We start from the raw sequence: 23,667 nt of genomic DNA on the forward strand, positions 1-23,667 counted from the left end.
GCGTGGGATTCATAAAACCGTGAGACAATGGATGCCGAGACCCGGTTGGGTCCGCGTTTGAATGCCCGTAATGGGCCCGGAATCCGGGAACATTACGGTGTCGTTGGCAGTTGTACATAGTGACTCTGCAGACGGCGATCGCATTTGAAATTGATCGCGGACTTGACAGGGTCATAGTGGTGTTGCCCGCATGGTGATTCCACAGACCGCCGCTAGAAAGGTTTTCTGTGACCCCGTCTTCCGTCGAGAAGGAACCCGCCGCCCAGGCCGAACTGTCCGCTGAGGAAAACAAGGCGGCCACTTCGGCAAAGCGTGCGGCGACACGTGTTGCCACCAAGGCCTCAGAGGACACCTCTGACAAGCCGGCACCAAAGAAGCGTGGACCCAAGCCCGGCGCCAAGGCCGCGGCTGAAGCCGCGAACAAGTCTTCGGATCCCGAGGCCGACACCGAAGAAGTGGCTGTCGAGGACGAGGATTTCGATCCCGCAGCAGCTGAGGAAGTTGAAGTCGGAGACGACGATGTCGAGGACGGCGCCGTAACCGGCAAAGACAAGGCAGCGCCCTCCGGATCCGGATTCGTCTACTCGGACGCCGATGACGACGACGCCCCTGTCCAGCAGGTCATGTCGGCCGGTGCCACGGCTGACCCGGTGAAGGACTACCTGAAGCAAATCGGTAAGGTCGCCTTGCTGAACGCCGAACAGGAAGTCGATCTGGCGCTTCGTATCGAAGCCGGCCTGTTTGCTGAAGAGAAGATCAACGCCGACGACGGTTCCATGGACCCGAAGCTCAAGCGTGAACTTGAATTCGTTATCCACGATGGCAAGCGGGCCAAGAACCACCTGCTCGAAGCCAACCTTCGCCTCGTTGTTTCCTTGGCCAAGCGCTACACCGGCCGTGGCATGCTCTTCCTGGACCTCATCCAGGAAGGCAACCTGGGCCTCATCCGCGCGGTGGAGAAGTTCGACTACACCAAGGGCTTCAAATTCTCCACGTATGCCACGTGGTGGATCCGCCAGGCCATCACCCGCGCCATGGCTGACCAAGCCCGCACCATCCGCATCCCGGTGCACATGGTGGAAGTCATCAACAAGCTCGCCCGTGTGCAGCGGCAGATGCTTCAGGACCTGGGCCGTGAACCCACGCCTGAAGAATTGGCGCTGGAACTGGACATGACGCCTGAGAAGGTCGTGGAGGTCCAGAAGTACGGCCGTGAACCGATTTCGCTCCACACGCCGTTGGGTGAGGATGGCGACTCCGAGTTCGGTGACCTCATCGAGGATTCTGAAGCTGTTGTTCCGGCTGATGCCGTGAGCTTTACGCTCCTCCAAGAGCAGTTGCACTCGGTTCTGGACACACTGTCCGAGCGTGAGGCCGGAGTCGTAGCAATGCGCTTTGGCTTGACCGATGGCCAGCCTAAGACTTTAGACGAAATCGGCAAGGTCTACGGCGTTACGCGTGAGCGCATCCGCCAGATCGAATCCAAGACCATGTCCAAGCTGCGGCACCCGTCCCGCTCGCAGGTCCTTCGGGACTACCTGGACTAAAGAGGTCCACTCACAAACGTTAACAGCCCGATCGGACTATCCGATCGGGCCGTTACCTTTTTTGGGGCATCCTGGCTTCAAACTAAACAGGGCCCCTCCCGGATGGGAGGAGCCCTGTTCTTGCTCGAAGTGATGTGGCAGGAGAGTGTCCAGCCTTACCGCCAGCCCTGTCTAGTCGACCGGAACGGGTGCCTTCTCGTTGAGGCGCTCGGTCTCATCGTGCCAGTCGGAGGTCAGGGGCCGAAGCGTGGCCTCAACTGCGCGTGCGTGGTGGCCGCAAAACAGCAGCTCACCGCCGGAGGACTCGAGTACAACGCGGACATATGCTTGAGCCCCGCAACGATCGCATCGGTCAGCTGCGTTCAGTGTGCGGTCTGCAACTGCTGTTGTCATGTCGGCCTCCTTAGTAGTTCTGTACATCCATATAACCAGTATTCGGAGCAGAACCATGGCAAGGATGGATCACTTTCGCTGTCCGCGTATCACATGTGCGTAACGTAACGAAGTAGAATGCCGGTTTCCGGGAGTGGCAACCGGTGCCGATGGGGGACCGCGACTAGCCTAAGATGGGCAGTGTTTGCCTTGAGATATACCCCGAAGGAGCACACCGCGAGTGGCACCGAGTTCTGAATACAACGCCCGGCATCTATCTGTCCTGGAGGGCCTGGAAGCCGTTCGCAAGCGCCCGGGCATGTACATCGGTTCCACCGACTCCCGTGGCCTTATGCACTGCCTGTGGGAGATCATCGACAACGCTGTTGATGAGGCCCTGGCCGGCTTCGGGCATGACATCAAAGTCATTTTGCATGCAGACAATTCGGTCGAGATTCATGACGACGGCAGGGGCATCCCTGTTGACGTCGAACCGAAGACGGGACTGTCCGGCGTCGAGGTTGTCTTCACGAAGCTGCACGCAGGCGGTAAGTTCGGCGGCGGTTCCTACACGGCCTCCGGCGGCCTCCATGGCGTGGGCGCCTCCGTGGTCAACGCTTTGTCCAGCCGGCTGGACGTTCAGGTCGATCGTGGCAGCAAGACGTACCAGATGTCTTTCCGCCGTGGTGAGCCGGGACGTTTCATTGATTCCGGCGCCAAGCCCAGCCCCAACGCGCCCTTCGAGCCGTTCGTTGAAGACTCTGTATTGGACGTAGTTGGCAAGGCCAAACGCGGGGTCACCGGTACAAGGGTGCGGTACTGGGCCGACCGCCAGATTTTCACTCCCGATGCCAAGTTCTCTTACGATGACCTCACATCGCGTGCACGCCAGACGTCGTTCCTGGTCCCGGGATTGAAGATCACTGTCCGCGACGAGCGCAAGCTCGCGGGCACCCCCGGTGAGAACGGTGTGCATGAGGAAGTCTTCCACCATGACGGCGGCATTTCGGAATTTGTGGAGTTCCTCGCGGCCGACTCCGGCGTGACTGACGTGTGGCGCCTCCACGGCTCGGGGAAGTTCAAGGAAACTGTCCCTGTCCTTGACGAAAACGGGCACAGCAAGATCGCCGAAGTTGAGCGCGATTGCGAAGTCGATATTGCCTTGCGTTGGGGGATCGGTTACGAGACCACGATGCGCAGCTTCGTCAACATCATCGCGACCCCCAAGGGCGGGACGCACCAGGCGGGCTTCGAGGCAGCCCTGCTGAAAACCTTCCGTAAGGCCGTAGAAACGAACGCCAGGAAGCTGAAGGCAGGCAACGACAAAATCGAGAAAGACGACGTCCTGGCCGGCCTCACCGCCGTGCTCACCGTCCGCTTGGCCGAACCACAGTTCGAAGGCCAGACCAAGGAAATCCTCGGCACGTCGGCTGTTCGCGCCATCGTCGCCAAGGTGGTCGAGCAGGAAATTTCGAGCAGGTTGTCCTCTGCCAACCGCAATGACAAAGCACAGTCGGCGCTGTTGCTGGAAAAGATCGTGGCGGAGATGAAGTCGCGCATTTCGGCCAGGGTGCACAAGGAGACCCAGCGCCGAAAGAACGCACTGGAAACCTCTTCGATGCCCACCAAGCTTGCCGACTGCCGCACTGATGACGTGGCGCGATCCGAACTCTTCATCGTTGAGGGTGATTCCGCACTTGGTACAGCCAAACTGGCCCGGTCTTCGGATTTCCAGGCCCTGCTTCCTATTCGCGGCAAGATCCTTAATGTCCAGAAGGCGTCTGTAGGGGACATGCTCTCCAACGCAGAATGTGCTGCACTCATCCAGGTTGTCGGCGCAGGCTCAGGCCGGAGTTTCGATCTTGATGCAGCGCGTTACGGCAAGGTCATCCTAATGACGGATGCCGACGTCGACGGCGCGCACATCCGCACGCTGCTGCTGACGCTCTTCTTCCGCTACATGCGGCCCATGGTCGAGGAGGGTCGGGTGTTCGCCGCAGTTCCGCCCCTTCACCGCGTGGAGGTCATTAATCCGGGCCAGAAGGCCAACGAGATGATCTATACGTACTCCGAGGCAGAATTGCATGTTCTCCTGGCCAATCTGGCCAAGGAGGGCAAGCGCTACAAGGAGCCCATCCAGCGTTACAAGGGCCTGGGCGAAATGGACGCACAGCAGCTCGCCGAGACCACCATGGATCCGCGCCACCGGACCCTTCGGAAGGTCGGCATCGACAGTGCCCAGCGTGCTGAAGAGGTCTTCGATCTCCTCATGGGCTCGGACGTCGCGCCCCGTAAGGAATTCATCATCGCAGGGGCAGCGACGCTGGACCGGGAACGCATCGACGCCTAGGTTCAGACCCGCGGTTTCCGGCCCGTTTTCGTGACGGAGCCGGAAACCGCAGAAACCGGTGCCGCAAAGGCCGCTGCTCCTACCGCCAGAGCCAGTGCACCCAGGCCCCAAGGGAGACCCGCGGCTACGGCAACCCCGCCCACCAACAAGGGACCGCCGGCGTCGCCAAGCTCCCGGCCAAGTTCAGCCGAACCCATCGTGCGGCCGAGGCGTTCCGCGGGAGTCGCATCGGCCAAGTGCGCGAATGCCAGTGGGGTGGCAATGCCAATTCCCAAGCCGATAAAAACGGCAGCACAGTAGATCGGGACGGCGCGATACATGACGCCGTCCGTAGCCAGTGCTCCGGGTAGAAGGCCGGCGATGAGTACGCCAAGGACTATGGCCAGCAGACCGGCCACCATGCCTGGCCGGTCTGCGAGGACTCCCCGATCCCGCAATCGTCCGATCCTTGGCTGGACCAGCGATGACGCCAGGGCCAAGACCGTTACGACAGCGACGCTGCCGGCGGTGCCGAGCCCTTCCCTTGCCGCCAGCGCCGGGAGAAAGCCTACTGCTGCGCCCAAGGCGCCAGTAGAGGCCGCCAGCACCACAGTAGGTCCCAGGAATGATCGCTCGGTACTTTGCTTCCAGACATCAACGATGGTGTATCTGGGCCGGGGCAGGGGAGCCAGGCGCGGCACCGAGATGATCGCCCAGACCGCTACTGCCAAGCCCACTGAGGAGAGGATAAGGAAGAGCAGACTGAACCCGCCTGCGATGATTGCGACAGCGCCCAACAGAGGACCGATCGCGTAGCCAAGGCCCTTCCATGAACCGTAGCGGCCAAAGTAGCGCCCGGTATGTTTGCCTGCCAGTCTGGCAACGCCTGCAGAAGATGCCGGCGAGAATGCCGAGGCAGCCATGCCTTGGCCAAGACGCGCTGCGGCCAGCATGAACGGTTGGTCGGCCCACAATCCGATCAGGGACGCGGCTGAGAAGGCCAGGAGCCCTCCGACGATCACGGGTTTGGGTCCGACTCGGTCGCTGACGGCCCCAAAGACCGGTTTGAGGAAGACTTCCGCGATGTCGTACAGGGCCAACAGGACGCCCAGGCCAAGCAGGCTCAAACCGATGTCCGCGCTTTCGGCGCCAAGTCCGGCGGCCACGGCGTGGGCTCCAAATGCGGTGGTGAAGCCGGCCGCATAGAGGGGCCATCGGCGGCTGGGGGATATGTCTGCTCTCAAGCCTGACTTGTCGTCGTTCACGCCTCTCAATCTAGGGCAAATGGGCGTTGGTCGTGACCGCTTTGGAGGGGTATTCGTCGTTGGTCCATGACGCCACTCTTCCCTAACGATGCAGCGCCGTACCCGTGGTCAGGTTTCGTCCTTAACCAAGCATCCCCGGGACAATAAGGAGTCCCGTGGGTACGGCGAGGAGCAAGGCTGAAGTGGCCAAGACCAGGGCGCGAAGAGCGGTGGCGAGTGGCGGCTCGGGTGAGAGAAGGCGGCTGACGCGTGACGCCGTCGTACGCGGTGAATCTGCCCCGCCGGTGGCGCTGATGCTGCCGCCTTCGACGACGGCGCCCACGCCGCTGAGCGCCCGCGGGCTGAGTGGCTGGCCGCCCGGCCCTGGCGTTGAGGACCCGCTGGAGACTATGGCGATGGCCTTGATCAACGTGCCTTTGCTTTCGGTCCGGAGCGCGACGTCGTCCGCAAGCATTTCAATCAGGGAGTTCACGGCTGTCTGGGCAAGCCGTGTGGTGGGGAACCAGGGGAGTGCCTGCCGCCATGCTGCGAACGCCCAGAGCAGGAGATCGTGACGCTGGGAAAGGTGGGCGTTTTCATGGATGAGCACAGCCCGCAACTCCGCAGGTTCCAAGGCGGCCATGAGGCCGTCGGACAATACTGTCACCGAACGTGCGCCGCCGGGCAGGCAATAGGCCACAGGGGAGTCGTGGTTGATCACTACGGTGCCCGGGCCGTCGTCCGAGGGTGATGCCAGAAGCGTGAGCAATTCGCGGTGTCGCCTGCGTTGCCGTTCAATCTTGTAGTAAGTCAACAGCAGGGTGAACACCAAGTGCGCCGTTAAGAGTGCGGCCGCAGACAGGGCGAAGAGGTGCCAGAAGCCCAGCACTGTGGTTGGCTCATTGTTGAAAACCATGCCGGCCAGGCTCCTGAGGCCCGCAATGAGGTTGTCGCCGGTCGGTTCCAGTCCGTAGACCAGCATTGCGCCGATCATGGACAGGCCACCTGCGAGGGCAATGGCCTGCCAGAGGACCATTGCGGTGAATGGGGAGCGGGCAGGCCATTGCGCGCGCGAAAGCAAAACGGGTACCGGCCACGCCAGTATCAAAGCCAGGACCGCCAGGAAGTATGAGGTCCAGAACATACTGGCTAATTGTAGCCGAGCAGTTTGCGCAGGGTAGCGGCTTCACTTTCGGAGACTGAGCCAATGAAGCGGGCAAGGACTGCTTCGCGGTCGGGAGCTGAGCCAAGGACTTCGTGCATGAGTTCCGCAGTGTGGTCAGCACGGCTCGAAACGGCCTGGTAGCGGTGTGGGCGGGTGCCGCGTTCGCGTTCCACCAGGCCCTTCTTCTCCAGTCTGGAGAGCACGGTCAGGACGGTGGTCACTGCCAGGTCTTTGCCCTGGTGTCCTGCTGTGCCGTCGCCGGCTTCGGAGTCCTGCGCGAGAAGATCACGCAGGGTGTTGGCAGTTGCAGCCTCTTGACCCGCCCAGAGCAGGTCCATCACTGCCCGTTCCAGTTCCCCAAGACTCGCCATCAATACTTCCCTACCTTCCGCGTCCCGGTGGCAAAAGCCGCAACCCGGGAGCGATGATCCAACATTCCACAATAAATCTACCGCTTTTCAGGCCTTCATTCTACGTGAGGTAGAACTATCGGCGCGCCGCGGATGTGGATTCACCCTTGCAGGTGCGTAACGCCACTTGAAGAATGGGCATGTGGTTCGGCTACTTGTTCTACACTGTGTAGAACAATAGTTTTCTACGCAACGTAGAAGTAAGCGCACCGCACTTCGGGCCGCCGGACAAAGGACAGCCATGGACGCCTTGGAAATCGCACGCTGGCAATTCGGGATCACCACCGTCTACCACTTCATGATGGTGCCCCTTACCATCGGCCTCGGCCTGGTGGTGGCCGTCATTCAGACCCTGTGGTACCGCACGGAAAAGCCCGAGTATCTCCGGATGACCAAGTTCTGGGGCAAGCTCTTCCTCATCAACTTCATCATGGGTGTGGCAACCGGCATCGTCCAGGAATTCCAGTTCGGCATGGCCTGGAGCGAATACAGCCGGTTCGTTGGTGACGTCTTTGGCGCACCGCTGGCCCTCGAAGCCCTTCTGGCCTTCTTCGTCGAGTCCACCTTCCTTGGACTCTGGATCTTTGGCTGGAAGCAACTCAAGCGCGGTGTCCACCTGGCATGCCTTTGGATTGCCGTGATCGGTTCCGTCTTCTCCGCCTACTTCATCATCGTGGCCAATTCGTGGATGCAGCACCCTGTGGGCGTTGAGATGGTGGATGGCCGGCCCGTCATGACGGACGCCTGGGCGGTCTTTACCAACAACACTGCGCTGGTTGCCGTACCGCACACTCTGTTCGGTGCCCTTGGTGTTGCCGGTGCCTTCCTGCTCGGCATCGCGTGGTACCACTTGTGGCGCCGTCGTCATGACGGCATTGACGTAATTGGCGCGGACGGCCGGCTGGTCGCCGGCGAGGCCAACATCCCGGGCCGCGACAAGGGTGACTACACCGTATGGATCCGTTCCCTTCGGATCGGCGCCGTGGTGGCGATGATCTCCTTTGCCGGCACCGCCCTCACCGGAGACCTGCAGGGCAAGCTCATGTTCGAGCAGCAGCCCATGAAAATGGCTGCCGCGGAGGCAGCATGCCACGACGGCACCGGCTTTTCCGTACTGAGCGTCGGCAACCTGGGCGCCAAGAACTGTGACGACATTGTGGCTGTCATCGAAGTGCCCGGGATCCTTTCCTTCCTCGCCAAAGGCGACTTCACCACCGAGGTGAAGGGCGTGAACAGCCTGCTTGGTGAGTACAAGGAGAAGTACGGCACGCACTTGCCGGACAACCCGCTCTATGGTGACCGGGCCGGGCAGGAAATCCAGTACGTGCCCGTCATGGAAGTAACTTACTGGGGCTTCCGGATGATGATCGGCTTCGGGGGCGTCGCCGCCCTGGCCGCGCTGGTAGCGCTATGGGTTACCCGCAAGGGCGTCGTCCCTGGGTCAAAGTGGCTCATGCGCCTTGCCGTCTTCGGAATCCTGGCACCATTCGGGGCCAACGCCGCTGGCTGGATCTTCACGGAGATGGGCCGGCAGCCATTCGTCGTAGCCCCAAACCCGGATATGAACGGCGTCGACCAGGTCTTCATGTTCACCGCCGCTGCTGTTTCACCCGGTGTCAGTGCCGGTGAACTCATGACCTCCCTGGTTGTCCTGACCGCCATCTACGCCGTCTTGCTGGTGGTGGAAGTCAAGCTCCTGGTCAAGTACGTCCGTGGCGGCGTCGCCTCGGCAATGCCCGAACTCGCCTACACCAAGGGCCAGGACCGTGACAAGGACGACGACGGCGCACCCGGCCCCGACAAAGCCGACGACGTCCTGGCGTTCGCTTACTAGAAACAGAGGAACAGACAATGGAATTGTTGCCAACCATCTGGTTCGTGGCCATCGCAGTACTGTGGACCGGCTACCTCTTCCTTGAGGGCTTTGATCTCGGGGTAGGCATGCTCATGAAGCTGTTTGCGCGGAACAACACGGACAGGCGCGTACTGCTCAATACCATCGGCCCCGTCTGGGACGGCAACGAGGTGTGGCTTCTCACTGCAGCCGGAGCCACGTTCGCAGCTTTCCCCCTGTGGTACGCCTCGTTGTTCTCGGCGCTCTATCTTCCGCTCCTGTGCGTCCTGGTGGCGTTGATCTTCCGCGCGGTCGCCTTCGAATACCGGGGCAAGGTGGACACTGAACGCTGGCGCACCACGTGGGACTGGGCAATCGCCGTTGGATCCTTTCTGGCCGCCTTTGGCATCGGCGCAGCCCTGGCCCTCACCACCACCGGGTTGCCACTGGATGCCAATGGGGACCGCAGCGGCGGCCCGTTCGCCTGGTTCAGCGGCTACGCCCTCCTGGGTGGCTTCGGGGTTGTCGCGTTCGCTGTGGTTCACGCCTTGGCCTTCCTGGCGTTGAAGACCGACGGCGAGGTGCGGCTGCGTGCCCGCCGCTGGTTTGTGCGGCTGGTGCCGGTTGCCGTCCTGCCCATGCTCGCCTGGATGGTTGCGGTGCAGTTCCTGAGCGGCAAGGCCTGGACCTGGGTCATTGTGGTGGCTGGAGTGGCGTCAGTTGTTTTGGCCTGGCAGTGGGCCCGCAACGGGTCCGAGGGCCGGGCGTTCGCCGCGATCGGAGCTTTCGTGGTGTGCGCCACGGCATCGATCTTCGGAGCCGCGTTCCCGGTGGTCATCCCCTCAACCATGGATCCCGCGTTCAGCCTGACCATTTCCAATGCTTCCTCCTCGGACTACACGCTGGGCCTGATGAGCATCGTGGCGGCGGTGGGGCTTCCCTTGGTTATTGCCTACCAAGCCTGGACATACTGGGTGTTCCGGCGCCGTGTCAGCTCAGCGCACATTCCCGAAGCCCACGGTTTCCTTCCAGCCATCGCCGCCAAGGTGTTGGTTGCCAAGGAAAACACCAGCCCTTCCAACCCGGGAGCCTAGCCGCGTCATGAAGCCCGTGTTCCCCTCCGGCCCGGCCACTCGATCCGCGCTCTACGGAATAGGCCTGCTCTCAGCCCTCAAGGCACTTTCGCTGGTACTCATGGCGCAGGCGGTGGCGGGTGCACTGGCCGGTTTGGCCGGAAGTCCCTCCGATTGGACCAGCGGGCTGGTGTGGGGGGCCGTTGGAGCGGTGCTACGGTCCTTGGCCGTCTGGGGCCAAGGCGTTGCGTCGCGCCGTGCCGCGTTGGGGGTCAAGGAGGAATTGCGGTCGCAACTTCTCAAGCGCTCACTGGACACGGGTGGAACAAGTGCTGTTGAGGGCACAAACGACGGCGGGCTGGCGATCCTTGCCACGCGGGGCCTGGACGCACTGGATGACTACTACACCCAATACCTGCCGGCCTTGGTGAACTGCGCCACCGTTCCGCTGCTCATCGGCGCCCGGATACTGTTTGCCGACTGGGTGAGCGCCGTTGTCATTGTCTTGACCGTTCCCTTGGTGCCGCTGTTCATGATCCTGATAGGCCGCCACACGGAAGATAGCGTCAGGGACGCCCAAACCACGCTGCGCAGATTGTCCGGGCACATCCTTGAACTTGCCAAAGGCCTGCCTGTGCTCGTGGGTTTGGGGCGGGCCAGCGAGCAACGCGAAGCACTTGAAGACATTTCCGAGCAGTACCGCAGCCGCACCATGGTCACGCTCCGGACGGCGTTCCTCTCAGCCCTTGCCTTGGAACTCATAGCAACAATCTCAGTCGCGGTCGTAGCGGTCTTCATCGGCGTACGGCTGGTTGCGGGGGACATGGCCCTGGAAGCCGGGCTTTTGGCACTGATCCTCGCTCCAGACTGCTACCTGCCCCTGCGTGAGCTCGGTACCGCACACCATGCCAGCGATGACGGCAGGGCGGCCTTGGAAACTGCCAACACCGTGTTGAAGGCCCCCACTCACCAGCGTCTTACCGACAACGTGACGTCTCACGCTGGGCTGGCCGACATCGTGGTCAAAGGCCTCACCGTGACCTATACGGGACGGTCCGCACCCGCCGTCGAGCGTTTGGATTTCACCGCCCCCGCAGGCTCGGTCACGGCGCTGGACGGAGTCAGCGGTGCCGGAAAAAGCACAGTCCTGGGTGTCCTGGCGGGCCTTATCGGGCCGGGTCCCAGCGCATCCGTGACCGGCACCGTAACCGGCGTGGCAACGGGTACCGTGGCCTGGGTGCCGCAACGCCCTGTAATGGTGGCCGACACCGTGCAGGAGGAGATGGAGCTGTACCTTGGCCGGGAACGGACAGCGGATACCGCACACGCTGTGGCGAGCATCCTGCGGAGGGTCTCAGCGGACCACCTCGCCGCCAAGCACCCTGCCGAACTCAGCCCGGGGGAGTTGCGCCGCGTGGCCCTTGCCCGTGGTCTGGCCCGGCTCGAGTCCGGTGCTACCGTGCTGCTTCTGGACGAGCCCACCGCACATTTGGACCACTACTCAGCCAGCGTTGTCCGCTCGGCCATCACGTCCCTTAGAGGCTCTGCCACCGTAATCCTGATAGCACACGACTCCGGCACCAGGGCGCTCGCCGACCACGTTGTCCGGGTGGAGCACCTAACCGCAGCGAAGGGGCCCGCCGACGTAGCGGAACGAAGTGCTGCATCTACCCCGGCCGTCGGTTCAACCACCACGTATCAGTCCTCCCGTGCTGTCACAGCCGAGGCGAACGCAGGCGGCCTGGAAGCGCAGAACGGGGCCCTCCACACAGCCTTCAACCAGGGATGGCTTCCCAACGTGGAACGGCTCGCACTGGTCCTCCGGCCGGTTCAGGCCAAGTTCGCCGCGGCGGGCTTGGTGGGAGTCCTCGCCGCACTTTTCGCGGTCGCCCTGTCCGGCCTGTCAGGGTGGCTCATCATCCGGGCCAGCGAACAGCCACCCATTCTCTACCTCCTGGGAGCGATTGTTGGTGTGCGTTTCTTCGGCATCGGCAGGGCCGTCCTTCGCTACTGCGAGCGTCTGCTGACCCACGACGCCGTCTTCGCTGCGATGACACGCCTGCGCGGGGCGCTCTGGGCCACCCTGAGCCGCCGTGCACTCTCACTTCGCCGTCTTCTGCAGGGTGGCAACGTCCTGGGCTCGATCGTGGACGACGTGGACAGGCTCAGGGACCTTCTCCCGAGGGTCGCGCTCCCGCCGTTGACTGCCGCGGGCGTCGGCGCTGCGGCCATCGTCGCGACTGCCATGGTGTTGCCCGTTGCCGTGCCCGCCGTCGCCTCTGCCACCGTAGCGGGACTCATTGTTGCGCCGCTCCTTGCCGTACTCGCTGACCGGAACGCCGCCAAGGCCGAACAACAGCTGCGCTCGGTGGTGCTCCGCGGTGTTGCGGCCGCCCTCGATGCCCGCGCCGAACTAACCGCCAACGGGGTGGCCGGACGCATCCTGACCGCACTCAGGGACAAGGATCGTGCCGCTACTGTTTCGGCGCAACGTTCTGCCTGGGCGGAAGGTCTCGGCCAGGCCGTCACCGTCCTGGCCTGCTCGTTCGCTGCCCTGTGGGCGGCACTCCTGGGCGCTGAATCCGTTCAGGATGGTTCCGCCGCTCCTGCCCTGGTTGCCGTGATTGTGCTCATGCAACTGGCCCTTGTGGAGCCTTTTGCGGCAACCGTTTCCGCCGTCCGCCAAGGCCCTGCGCTCGCAGACGTCCTGGGGCGGGTAGCAGCTACCGGCGCGTTGTCCGCCCCCGCCGATGCGGACAACGCAGATCACGACGCCGGTACGCACCCTTTGCCTGACCGCGATGGCAAGGCGGGGCTGGAGTTGAATGGAATTGCCGCAGCATGGCCAGATGGCCCCGCGGTGTTCTCAAGAGTTACCGCTGAGGCCGGGCCAGGCCGATGGCTGGCAGTCACCGGCCCGTCGGGAGCCGGCAAATCGACGCTGCTTTCCGTCCTGCTGGGCTTCCTTCCTGTGAAGGAAGGCAGGGCAATGCTCACGGGGACAGCGGCGTGGTGTCCACAGGAAGCCCACCTCTTCGACTCCACCATCCGGGGTAATCTCCTCCTGGCGAGGCCCGCGGCGAAGAAGCCCAACGAACAGGAAATGCACCAGGCCTTGAAGGACGTGGGACTTGACGTGTTGGTGGACTCTTTGCCGGAAGGGCTCGACACGCGTATTGGATCAGCCGGGGCATTCCTCAGCGGTGGTGAGCGGCAGCGCCTCGCGATGGCCAGGACACTCCTGACGGGCGCGCGTGTACTGTTGCTGGATGAGCCTACGGCGCACCTTGACGCTGCAGCTGCACGCGAGATGATGGCCACCCTTCGCCGGGGTTTGCGGAACGTCACGGTGGTGTTGGTGACGCACAACCCCGAGGACATCGATCCAGCCGATGCCAGGCTTGAACTCCCCAGCGCGGCTGAACTGGTGAGAGTGCCTACTCCCCAGTAGCCTGTTGGCATGCCTTCTGAGGTTCCACCCCTGATTCAGCCCGTTGCCAGCCAAACCGGCTTGCAGTGGCGGCCTGCCACAACTGCGGACCTCGACAACTGGGCGGAACTGATCGCCCGGACTGCCGCCGTCGAGCATCCTGTCTGGTTCGAAAAGCGTGGCGACCTCGTCCACGTCCTGGAGTCCACCAAAAATGATCCCAGGACCAACACGCTTCTGGGATTCGATGCGGATGGCGTTGCCCGCGCGTACGGGAGAATCACGAAGAACCCAGGAGGGGACAAGGCGCTCGGCATGGGCTGCGTGGACCCGGACTGGCAACGCCGAGGCATCGGCTCAGCAGTCCTTGCCTGGCAAGAGGCACAGACACGCATCCGGTTCCAATCCGACGCCGCGGAAGGAGCCATCACCGCCCCGCCACGTCTTCGCATCAGGACCGAGGAACAGCACCGTCACCAGGCGCAACTGCTGAAAGCCAAGGGCTACGGCATCGTCCGCTGGTTCAATGAGATGCACCGGCCCTTGTCCATACCCGCGCCCGACACCAGCCTCCAACCGGGACTTGAGCTGCGGACGTTGGATGCCTCCCTCCACGAACCGGTTCGCCTTGCCCACAACGATGCCTTCAGGGACCACTGGGGAAGCGAGCCACGCGACGAGGAATCATGGCGGTTCACCGTTGAGGAACCCACAGCACGGCCCGATTGGAGCGCCGTGGTGGTTGATTCCGCGACTGGCGAGGTAGCAGGATACCAACTCGCCAGCTACGATCCCGATGCTGCAGCGGACAGGGGATTCAAGGAGGGCTATACGGAACTCCTTGGTGTGCGGCGCGCCTTCCGTGGAAGGGGAATAGCGCAAGCCCTTCTGGCCGACGCCCTGCGGCGTTTCGCGGACGCAGGCATGGACATTGCGTCACTCGATGTGGATTCCGCCAATCCCACGGGCGCGCTGGCTCTCTATTTGCGCATGGGCTACAGCCCCGTGAACCGGAGCATGACGTGGGAGAAGACGCTATAGCCAGTCGCGCTTAGCCGTCAACGTCGTGGAGGTGATGGACAACATCGTGCAGGAAGTACTGCGAGAACGTGAGCACAGTGAATTCAGAACCGTTGCTTCGCCGCCCTGTACGCTGCCATTCATCCTGCACCACCCGTGCGAAGGACTCCGCGATCTGCTCACCTTCCGCGATCAACTCGTCAGAGACGGTCCGGGGGTCCGAACGTCCATATTCGCCGTCGATGGCCGCTTGGTCCTGATCCCAATTGGCAAATTCGGCGTTGTCATCACTCAGCATCAGGTTCAGCCTCTTATCGAAAAGGCTGAAGACATCGCGCACGTGGCATGCATACTCCAGGGGAGACCACGTGTGATCGTTCGGGCGTACTGCGACGTCCTCGCGGCGCAGGACGGCGCGCCACCTCGGAAGCATATTGAGCACAGTGCCCGGGACAGTGGAAGGCGTCACGGTGGAGGCGTCAAAGCCGCATTCGGGGCAGGGCCTTGAAAGCACCCATGTCCAGTCTTTTTCGTCAGGGATGATCGGCATGTCGCCAGTCTAAGGGGTCACCGCTGGCAATCTCAGGCAAGGGGTAAAACCTGCATCTGTTTGCCACTGACTTCGTTGCCGCCCAGGAGTAAAGTTCGCTCCGGGGAGAGAGTCGGAAAGAGAAAAACATGCTCAAGGATCAGCAAGTGGGTGCCGTTCTTCCGGCATCGGATATTGCCCGGGCCCGCGCGTACTACAGCGAGAAACTCGGACTCGAACCAGAAAATCCAGACGCCGAGGACAACCTTCAGTACAGGTGCGGAGACGGGACCGGATTCTTCATCTACCAAACATCCAACGCAGGGACCGCCAAGAATACCCAGATGGGCTGGATGGTCAGTGACGTCGCGGCCACGATGGAAGAACTCCGCGGGAAGGGTGTCAAGTTCGAGGACTACGATTTCCCGGGCCTGAAGACTGAAAACGGCATTGCTACGATGCCGGACGGAAGCGCAGCAGCTTGGTTCCTGGACTCAGAGGGAAACATACTGAGCATCAACCAAAACGGCTAACCCAGCCGGAAGTGGCCTGACAGGGGCAGCTTGCCAGGCTAAGGCAAGAAGCAGGGCCGGCGGTCTGCAACCGCCGGCCTTGTTACTGTTCCCGTGCCGTCGTTGGCCGCTGGCTTACTCGGCAGACACTGACGTTTCAGCCCAGGCCATGCTCGGACCGATCGCCTCCACTGGCTGGGACAGCGGCACGCCCGACCCGTCCCTGCGGCCGTGCTCGTGCGGCAGTGCCCTGGCAACACCGGCGGCCGATGACGCCTTTGCCGGCCCGTGTCCGGCCCACGCAAGGAGCAGGGTGTCTTCGCCCTTGAGGAAGCGATGCACGCGGACACCGCCGGTGGCGCGCCCCTTGGACGGATACTCTTCGAATGCCGTCACCTTCGCGGTCCCCGGGGCCGTGCCCGGCAGCGCGCCATTGGTTCCTGCAATAGTGACAACGACGGCGGCTGGATCGTCTGCGCGGACGGTACCGAAGTGGATGACTTCGTCGCCATCGGCGAGCTTGATGCCCGCCATGCCACCGGCGGTCCGGCCTTGCGGACGCACGTTCGACGCACTGAACCGCAGCAATTGGGCCTGCTTGGTCACGAAGACGAGTTCGACGTCGTCCTCCTGCGCGGGTTCCACGGCAAGAACGGTGTCCTTGTCCTTAAGGGAAATGATTTCCCAGTCCTCACGGTTCAGCGGGTACTCCGGCTGAACACGCTTCACTACGCCCTGTACGGTTCCGATGGCAAGGATGGCATCCAACGGAACAAACGCAACCAACGTCTCGCCCTTGACCAGGGTGATGAAATCCTTGGCCGGCACTCCACCGGCCAGGTTTGGAAGGCCGCTTACAGGGGGTAGGACAGGCATGTCCATGACCTGTAGGCGCAACATCCGGCCCAGGGAAGTGACGGCGCCAATCTCACCTCGAGCCGTGGTTTTCACCACAGAACGGAAGACGTCGTGCTTCGCGCGCGGACCAGCCTCGGCCAGTGGTTCCTGATTGGTTGTCCGTGCGATCTGTCCGGACACGCTGAGGAGGGCCCAGCAGGGGTCGTCCGGGATTTCGAGCGGAAGGGCTGCGGCCTTGCCCTTGGGTCCCGGTACCGCAGCCGCTAGGGCCGCGGCGACCGTGGGTGAGACTGCCTCGGACTCCAGGAGCACGGTGCGTCGGGGAGTACCGTATTTGGTGGCGATTTCGGCAAGCTCACCGGAAACGAGGTCGCGGAGCAGCTCGTCGGAGCCAAGGATGGCCTCCAACGCTTCGATCTCGCGGCGCAGCTCGTCCTGCTCCTTCTCCAATTCAAGGCGGGAGTACTTGGTCAGCTGCCGTAGGCGCAGTTCCAGGATGTAGTTGGCCTGGATCTCGGTGAGGTCGTAGATGGACATCAGCCGTTCACGGGCTGCGGAAGCTTCATCAGAGGAGCGAATGATCTGGATGACTTCGTCGATATCGACGATCGCGATCAGGAGGCCCTCCACCAGGTGCAGACGGTCCTTCTTCTTGCCCAACCGGAAAGCCGTCCGCCGCCGGACCACGTTCAGACGGTGGTCCACATAAACCTGCAGGAGCTGCAGCAGGCCAAGAGTCTGCGGCTGGCCGTCAACCAAGGTGACATTGTTGATGCCGAAGGAATCTTCCATGGGCGAATAGCGGTACAGCTGCTGGAGGACGGCGTTGGGGTTGAAACCGTTCTTCAGCTCGATGACCAGGCGCAGGCCATGGTTGCGGTCCGTGAGGTCCACCACATCGCTGATGCCGGTCAACTTCTTGGCGTTGACGGCGTCCTTGATCTTCTCGATGACCTTTTCCGGGCCAACCATGTAGGGCAGCTCCGTCACCACGAGGCCTGTGCGGCGCGCAGACAGCTGCTCCACTTCCACCTTGGCGCGTGTCTTGAAGGAACCACGGCCCGTGGCATAGGCGTCACGGATGCCGTCCAGGCCCACGATGCGGCCTCCCGTGGGAAGGTCCGGACCGGGGACGAACTTCATGATGTCATCCAGCGTGGCATCCGGATTTGCGATCAGGTGGCGCGCGGCGGCAATGACCTCAACAAGGTTGTGCGGAGCCATGTTGGTGGCCATGCCCACTGCAATGCCCGTAGTGCCGTTAACCAACAGGTTGGGAAACGCTGCAGGAAGGACGTCAGGCTGCGTCAATTGGTTGTCGTAGTTGGGGACGAAATCCACCACGTCTTCGTCAAGGTGGTCCGTCATCGTCAGCGCGGCGGCGGCCAGGCGCGCCTCCGTATAACGCGGGGCGGCAGGACCGTCGTCGAGCGATCCAAAGTTGCCGTGGCCGTCAATCAACGGCAGGCGGAGGGAAAAGTCCTGGGCCATACGCACCATGGCGTCATAGATCGCGGCATCACCATGCGGGTGGAGCTTTCCCATGACTTCGCCCACGACGCGCGCACTCTTGACGTGGCCACGGTCCGGACGCAGGCCCATGTCCGCCATCATGTACAGGATGCGGCGCTGAACCGGTTTCAGGCCATCACGCGCGTCCGGGAGGGCGCGCGAATAGATCACCGAGTAGGCATACTCCAGGAAGGAGCCTTCCATCTCGGAAGTGACGTCGATGTCGACGATGTTCTCGGTGAAGTCGCCGAGGGGCTCGCCTTTGCGTGCGGAAGTTTGGCTGCGGGCCATGGGGTCGGTGGATCCTTAAAGATGTACTGCGGATGTTTTAGCTAGGCTAAGCCTATGGTGGATCAGCCCGACGTCGGCATTTATCCGGAATATTGGGAAGCCGATGTCGTCCTGCGGGACGGCGGAACAGCCCACATCCGCCCCATCCGGCCCCAGGATGCCGATGCCCTTCAGGCCTTCCACGCCGGGCAATCGCAGGCTTCCATCTACATGCGGTTCTTCTCCTTCAAGCCCAAGCTTTCCGGCAAGGAAGTGCGGCGCTTCACCGAAGTGGACCATGTGAACCGGGTGGCATTCGTCATCACCATCGGCGGTGAAATCATGGGCGTTGGCCGCTACGACCGGCTCGATGACCCCACGGAGGCGGAGGTCGCCTTCAACATTTCCGACGCCCATCAAGGGCGCGGCATCGGCTCGATCCTCCTTGAACACCTGGCGGCTGCCGCCCGCGAAAACGGCATCCGCCGCTTTACAGCCGAAGTCCTGCCGGAAAACCGCAAGATGTTGATGGTATTCGCCGACGCCGGCTACGACCTCAAACGCCAGTTTGACGACGGCGTGGTCAGCGTCGAGTTCAATATCGACCCCACCGAGAAATCGCGGGCCGTCATGGAATCGCGTGAGCACCGCGCAGAGGCGCGCAGCGTGCGCGACCTACTGGCGCCGTCGTCGGTGGCTGTCATTGGGGCCAGCCGCAAGTGGGGGACAGTAGGCTACCAACTCCTGGAACACATTATTGAGGGTGGCTTTGAGGGCCCCGTCTATGCGGTCAACCCGGAGGCCTTCGAGCTCGCCGGCATGATCTCCTTTGCACGCTTATCGGAGATCCCCGGGCCCGTGCAGCTGGCGATCATCGCAGTTCCCTACGAGGAAGTTCCCAAAGTAGTGGACGAGTGCGCAGCAGCAGGCGTCAAGGGAATCGTGGTGGCAACCGCCGGATTTGCCGATGACGGCGAGAGGGGCCTTGCGCGCCAACATGAGTTGGTGCGGCGCGCCCGGGCCAATGGCATGCGGGTGATTGGGCCCGAGTCCCTGGGGATACTGAACACCCATCCTGCTGTATCCCTGAACGCCTCGATGGCTCCGAGCATGCCGCCCCGCGGGGGACTGGGCCTTTTCAGCCAGTCTGCCGCCGTGGGTGTTGCCGTCTACGCGGCGGCCAGGCGGCGCCGGTTGGGTCTGTCCACATTTCTCAGCGCCGGGAACCGCGCGGATGTCTCGGGCAACGACGCCATGCAGTACTGGGAGGACGACGCCGATACTTCCGCTGTGGGGCTCTACCTCGAGTCAATCGGGAATCCCCGTAAGTTCTCCCGGCTTGCCCGCAGGCTGTCCCGGAGCAAACCAGTGATCGTCGCAAAATCCGATGTCACGGGCCTCCGCCTTCCGCCCGGACATGAAGTCCGGACCACTCAGGCACCCGCCGCCGCAGTGGACGCAATGATGAGGCAGGCAGGGGTCATCAGGGTGGGAACCATCGAGCAATTGATGGACATCGCCCAGATCGTCTCCTCCCAGGCATTGCCCGACGGCCCCGGCCTCGCTGTCTACTCCAATTCCGTCGCCTTGGCCAAGGTCGTCGCTGACAGTGCGGGACCCCTTGGGCTTGATGTCAACCGGATGGTGACGGACGTGGACCTCGACGCCGGCATGTCGCTCGCCCTTCCAGCGCTCCGGGAGAGCCTGCAGGCAAGCCTCGCCGACGAATCTGTAAACGCCATCGTGGCCGCACTCCTGCCGGCACGCGGACTCACAGTAGAAGCGCTGGCCGGTGTCCTGGCCGAGTGCGCGGCGGAGGCCGGCAAGCCTGTGGTGGCTGTGTTCACAGGCATTCTGGACCCCTCCATCCCCGTGGAAGGAATGGTAGGCAGCGCCGATGGTCCGTTACTCCCCTGTTATTCAAATGCAGGTGCCGCCGTAGGCGCCCTGGCCGCAATCGTCCGCTACGCCCAATGGCTGGATCGCGACCAAGGCCTTTTTGTCGAGCCCGGTGGCTGCGACGCCGAAGGGACCCAGGAAACCCTGGCCAGGATGCTGACCGGCGTGACAGGCGAGAAACTCCGCAAGCTCGACGCCGGTGCTGCCGCAGAATTACTCGCTGGCTACGGTATTGCCGTGGTGCCGACAATCGGCTTCGGAACACCAGAGGAAGCTGTTGAAGCAGCCGAACGTGTGGGCTGGCCAGTGGTTCTGAAGACCACAGATCCCGCCCTGAGGCACCGTTTGGACCTGGGCGGCGTCCGGTTGGACATCCAGGATGCAGACTCCTTGCTGCAGAACATCGCACAAATGAAGCGGGCACTGGAACCTTACGGTTCGCCATCCCTTGAAGTTCAGGCAATGGCCCCAGTAGGCCAGGCGTGCACGTTCCGCGCCATGGAGGATCCCTTGCTGGGCCCAGTGGTGTCATTCGGTTTGGCAGGGGATGCAGTGAATCTGCTGGACGATTGGGCGCACCGAGTCCCACCGTTGTCGGCGGCTGACCTGCACGACCTCATCCGCTCACCTCGGGCCTCCAGGAAACTGTTCGGCTACCAAGGCCTCCCCGCCGTGGACGTGCCTGCCCTTGAGGACATCGCCGCCAGACTGGCCAAACTCAAGGATGACCACCCCGGAATTGCCTTGGTGGAGTTCAACCCTGTGCTCGCCGGCCCTGCCGGTGCAACGATTCTGGGCGCCGATGTGTGGATAGGAAACGCGGCCAGGCGCACCGACAGCGCTCGCAGGGCAATGCGTGGATAGGCGCTTCCTGCACGCCAGCGACCAGCCCAGTGGCGAAGCCGGCAGTTAGGAAGTCCCCAGTGGATCTGTGAAAATGGGTGAATGAGCACCCAGTCTCCGACGCCTCAGTCCCGTCCGTCCAATGCCGGGCCCCACAGCGCCCATAACCACAGCTTGCAGGGACAGAGCCTGGACCAAGCGCTCCAACAGGCTGGTTTCTACCCCCGGCTGGTGGCCGACGTCGTGGATGACGCCTTGGATGGCCGCGATTGCTTGTCACACCTGGTGCACCTTGAGACGCACTTTGATCGCGCCGAAGTTCGCCGTCACATCACCGTGCTGGTGCTCACGGAAGACATGTTGGTGATCACCCACGTTGACGATCAGCAGTTGGATGAAGCCGGGGAACAGATCGTCGCCCAGATTTCCACGGAGTCAGTACCTGTGGCGCAGATCCGTTCTGTGGTCCTTAGCTACATGTATTCGCAGCCGCAGGACTACAAGCCGTCGGATCCCGTTCGGGAAATGACGGTGTCCATTGCCTGGTCCGGTGGGCAGCGCCTGGACATGGGCCCGGCAAGCTGCGGTGATCCGCAGTGCGAAGCGGACCACGGCTACACCGGAACCATCGCGCAGGAGGACATCGTCCTGCGCATCAGTGCCGAAGCGGACGGCCTCCAAGCGGTCCAGGACGCCAAGGTCTTCGCACGCGCCCTTCGGGCCGTGAACACGGCAAATCCCACACCCGTCCCACACACCGGCATCCCCGCGCCGCGGCCACGTTCGGGGGTCTTCAGCAACCGCTTGAGCCGCGGACACCAGCGTTGAGGGTGACTGCACAGGAGCACACGCAGCCAACGTCCGGTACCGCGCCGGCCTCCGACCTCCCTGCGCCACCGCTTTTTGGGAGCAGATCGATCGCCGAAGTCTTCACCAGTGCTGCCGCGAGCATGGGCATCCCCGGATTTGCCAACCAGCTTCACCTGCCGGCCGCGCAACGTGTATGTGTAGTCCTCGCCGATGGCCTGGGCCGCAGCCTGCTCAAGCAAAAGGCTTCGCATACACCGTTCCTGCGTTCCATCCTGTCCGGCGGACAGGGCAGCGTCCCCAACTGGATTGATTCGGCTTTTCCCAGCACCACCGCGGCTTCACTGGCAAGCCTGGGTACAGGGCTTCCCGCCGGGCAGCACGGCATGGTGGGCTATGACGTCCTGGATCCTTCCCAGGACAAAGTCGTGAACCTGCTTGGCAACTGGGACGCCCACGTGGACCCTGCGCGTTGGCAGCCGCACGCTACCGTGTTCGAACGCATAGCTGCCGAAGCCGACGTCGTCACCGTGAGCCTCCCGCAGTTCGGCAGTTCCCCGATGACGCAGGCAGCCCTCCGGGGCAGCCGTTTCGTGGGCGGCACAAGCCTGCATGCGCGCACAGCCGCCGCAGCAGAGGCAATGTCCGGTGGTGGCCGCTCCCTGATGTACTTCTATGTCAACGAGTTGGACAAAGCCGGTCATCGCTACGGCTGCCAGTCCGACCGCTGGGAACACCAACTTGAAGAGCTCGACTCCACTGTCAAGAGACTGTCCGCCACGCTGCCCCCGGGAACCACCATCGTCCTGACCGGGGATCACGGAATGCTGGACGTTCCCGAGTCCCAGCGCATTGACTACTCAGCTGATGCTTCACTCGTTGCAGGGGTCCGCCACACTGCAGGCGAGCCCCGCATGGTTCATCTTTACCTTGAACCGGACGTTACCGATCCGCAGCGCGAGTCCCTGATCTCGGCGTGGCGTACTCGTTTTGGCGAACGCATCTGGGCCTTCACCCGCGAGCAGGCGATAGGCGCTGGCTTGTTCGGTGATGTCCAACCAGAGGTGGCACCGCGGATCGGTGATGTGATGATCGCCGCCCGGGATACCTTGGCCCTTTACGATACCCGCAGGGTCCGTCCAGCATCGCTGGAAGTAGTCGGCCAACATGGTTCCTTGACGAAGGCGGAACGCGAAGTGCCGTTCCTTTGCTTCCCCGCGGCCGGTAAAAAGGGAAAACGTGGCTGAACTGGTCTTCTTTTCAGGCACCATGGACTGCGGTAAGTCCACTCTCGCTCTGCAAATGGATTACAACCACCGTGCGCGGGGCAGGGGCGGCGTACGTTTCAGCTGCAATGACCGTGCCGGTGATTCGAGGATCTCCAGCAGGTTGGGCCTACAGACCGACGCCGTCGAGGTCCGGACCGATACTGATTTCTGGGACGAAGTGGTTGTACGCCGGACCAGTGGGCTCCGCGTGGACTACCTGATCTGTGATGAAGCCCAGTTCTACTCCGCTGCCCAAGTGGAGCAGTTGGCGCGCCTGGTGGATGAGATGGAGGTGGACGTCTTCGCGTTCGGGATCACCTCGGACTTTCGCACCACCCTGTTTCCCGGCTCCCAACGTCTGATCGAACTCGCCGACAAAGTACAGGTACTGCAGGTCGAGGCACTGTGCTGGTGCGGGCGCAGGGCAACTCAAAATGCCCGAACGGTAGACGGCATCATGGTGGTGGAAGGGGACCAGGTCATGGTTGGCGATGTTGCTCCCCGGACTGCCGGTGATCTCCCGGGCGTGGGCGATCAAGTTCATGCAGGGGAAGTTGTTGGCCACGAACCCGTGGTTGGCTATGAGACATTGTGCCGGCGCCATTACATGCGCCGCGTGACAGCCCACGGGGCCAACCTGATGGCCGGCGGAGACCAAACTCTTCCGTTCGACGTCGATGCCTGCCTCTGGCCGGGAGCCGGTTCCGGCACTGGCTTGACGCCGCGTTAGGGAGTAGTGGCCGCG

The 23,667-nt window shown here is 62.7% G+C and carries 17 protein-coding genes; 11 read left to right on the plus strand and 6 right to left on the minus strand.

The window, feature by feature from the left end; all coding sequences use genetic code 11:
* The first annotated feature begins 227 nt into the window (after positions 1 to 227).
* Positions 228 to 1,547: an RNA polymerase sigma factor gene (locus ACFX4T_RS10730; protein ID WP_216923043.1), complete on the plus strand. Its 1,320-nt coding sequence runs from the start codon at positions 228 to 230 to the stop codon at positions 1,545 to 1,547.
* 171 nt (positions 1,548 to 1,718) lie between these two features.
* Here ACFX4T_RS10730 and ACFX4T_RS10735 read toward each other — a convergent pair whose 3' ends face one another.
* Positions 1,719 to 1,940: a hypothetical protein gene (locus tag ACFX4T_RS10735; RefSeq protein ID WP_021473125.1), complete on the minus strand. Its 222-nt coding sequence runs from the start codon at positions 1,938 to 1,940 to the stop codon at positions 1,719 to 1,721.
* A 220-nt stretch (positions 1,941 to 2,160) separates the two neighbouring features.
* On the opposite strand from ACFX4T_RS10735, the gene ACFX4T_RS10740 reads away from it, so the two are divergent.
* Positions 2,161 to 4,269, plus strand: a complete 2,109-nt coding sequence (locus ACFX4T_RS10740; protein WP_216923045.1) for a type IIA DNA topoisomerase subunit B — start codon at positions 2,161 to 2,163, stop codon at positions 4,267 to 4,269.
* Between the two features lie 2 nt (positions 4,270 to 4,271).
* Here ACFX4T_RS10740 and ACFX4T_RS10745 read toward each other — a convergent pair whose 3' ends face one another.
* The 3 genes from ACFX4T_RS10745 to ACFX4T_RS10755 form a co-directional block, all read right to left on the minus strand.
* On the minus strand, positions 4,272 to 5,513 hold the full coding sequence (locus ACFX4T_RS10745; RefSeq protein ID WP_377651790.1) for an MFS transporter: 1,242 nt from the start codon (positions 5,511 to 5,513) through the stop codon (positions 4,272 to 4,274).
* A gap of 121 nt (positions 5,514 to 5,634) precedes the next feature.
* Positions 5,635 to 6,636, minus strand: a complete 1,002-nt coding sequence (locus tag ACFX4T_RS10750; RefSeq protein ID WP_216923047.1) for a M56 family metallopeptidase — start codon at positions 6,634 to 6,636, stop codon at positions 5,635 to 5,637.
* Positions 6,637 to 6,641: 5 nt separating this feature from the next.
* A complete protein-coding gene (locus ACFX4T_RS10755; protein WP_189016115.1) occupies positions 6,642 to 7,028 on the minus strand; it encodes a BlaI/MecI/CopY family transcriptional regulator in 387 nt (128 codons plus the stop codon).
* Positions 7,029 to 7,308: 280 nt separating this feature from the next.
* On the opposite strand from ACFX4T_RS10755, the gene ACFX4T_RS10760 reads away from it, so the two are divergent.
* Genes ACFX4T_RS10760 through ACFX4T_RS10775 form a run of 4 tightly spaced genes read left to right on the plus strand, consistent with a single transcriptional unit; the run spans position 7,309 to position 14,445 of the window.
* On the plus strand, positions 7,309 to 8,901 hold the full coding sequence (locus ACFX4T_RS10760; protein WP_377651791.1) for a cytochrome ubiquinol oxidase subunit I: 1,593 nt from the start codon (positions 7,309 to 7,311) through the stop codon (positions 8,899 to 8,901).
* 17 nt (positions 8,902 to 8,918) lie between these two features.
* A complete protein-coding gene (gene cydB, locus ACFX4T_RS10765) occupies positions 8,919 to 9,995 on the plus strand; it encodes a cytochrome d ubiquinol oxidase subunit II (protein WP_377651792.1) in 1,077 nt (358 codons plus the stop codon).
* Positions 9,996 to 10,002: 7 nt separating this feature from the next.
* A complete protein-coding gene (cydD, locus tag ACFX4T_RS10770; protein WP_377651793.1) occupies positions 10,003 to 13,425 on the plus strand; it encodes a thiol reductant ABC exporter subunit CydD in 3,423 nt (1,140 codons plus the stop codon).
* Positions 13,426 to 13,434: 9 nt separating this feature from the next.
* Positions 13,435 to 14,445, plus strand: a complete 1,011-nt coding sequence (locus ACFX4T_RS10775) for a GNAT family N-acetyltransferase (RefSeq protein ID WP_377651794.1) — start codon at positions 13,435 to 13,437, stop codon at positions 14,443 to 14,445.
* 10 nt (positions 14,446 to 14,455) lie between these two features.
* On the opposite strand, the gene ACFX4T_RS10780 is transcribed toward ACFX4T_RS10775, so the two are convergent.
* Positions 14,456 to 14,974, minus strand: coding sequence for a DinB family protein (locus ACFX4T_RS10780; RefSeq protein ID WP_216923057.1), 519 nt, complete (start codon positions 14,972 to 14,974; stop codon positions 14,456 to 14,458).
* Positions 14,975 to 15,102: 128 nt separating this feature from the next.
* Between ACFX4T_RS10780 and ACFX4T_RS10785 the strand changes: the two genes are divergently transcribed.
* Positions 15,103 to 15,486 carry a VOC family protein gene (locus tag ACFX4T_RS10785; RefSeq protein ID WP_216923059.1) on the plus strand — a complete coding sequence of 128 codons (384 nt, stop codon included), beginning with the start codon at positions 15,103 to 15,105 and terminating at the stop codon, positions 15,484 to 15,486.
* A gap of 114 nt (positions 15,487 to 15,600) precedes the next feature.
* On the opposite strand, the gene ACFX4T_RS10790 is transcribed toward ACFX4T_RS10785, so the two are convergent.
* Entirely contained in the window at positions 15,601 to 18,126 is a 2,526-nt protein-coding gene (locus ACFX4T_RS10790; protein ID WP_223948652.1) for a DNA topoisomerase (ATP-hydrolyzing) subunit A, read from the minus strand.
* A gap of 54 nt (positions 18,127 to 18,180) precedes the next feature.
* Here ACFX4T_RS10790 and ACFX4T_RS10795 point away from each other — a divergent pair, with 54 nt between their 5' ends.
* The 4 genes from ACFX4T_RS10795 to ACFX4T_RS10810 all read left to right on the plus strand — a co-directional run bounded on the left by ACFX4T_RS10795 (position 18,181) and on the right by ACFX4T_RS10810 (position 23,652).
* Positions 18,181 to 20,868, plus strand: coding sequence for a GNAT family N-acetyltransferase (locus ACFX4T_RS10795; protein WP_377651796.1), 2,688 nt, complete (start codon positions 18,181 to 18,183; stop codon positions 20,866 to 20,868).
* Between the two features lie 81 nt (positions 20,869 to 20,949).
* Positions 20,950 to 21,675: a DUF5998 family protein gene (locus tag ACFX4T_RS10800; protein WP_216923064.1), complete on the plus strand. Its 726-nt coding sequence runs from the start codon at positions 20,950 to 20,952 to the stop codon at positions 21,673 to 21,675.
* A complete protein-coding gene (locus ACFX4T_RS10805; protein WP_377651797.1) occupies positions 21,672 to 22,901 on the plus strand; it encodes an alkaline phosphatase family protein in 1,230 nt (409 codons plus the stop codon). Before ACFX4T_RS10800 ends, ACFX4T_RS10805 begins: the two co-directional genes overlap by 4 nt.
* The gene (locus ACFX4T_RS10810; RefSeq protein WP_377651799.1) at positions 22,894 to 23,652 is read left to right on the plus strand and encodes a thymidine kinase; all 759 of its coding nucleotides are present in this window, start codon (positions 22,894 to 22,896) and stop codon (positions 23,650 to 23,652) included. The genes ACFX4T_RS10805 and ACFX4T_RS10810 overlap by 8 nt, the downstream gene beginning before the upstream one ends.
* Positions 23,653 to 23,667: the final 15 nt, after the last annotated feature.

The sequence above is a fragment of the Paenarthrobacter sp. YIM B13468 genome, from assembly GCF_042788025.1.
GTDB lineage: Bacteria > Actinomycetota > Actinomycetes > Actinomycetales > Micrococcaceae > Arthrobacter > Arthrobacter aromaticivorans.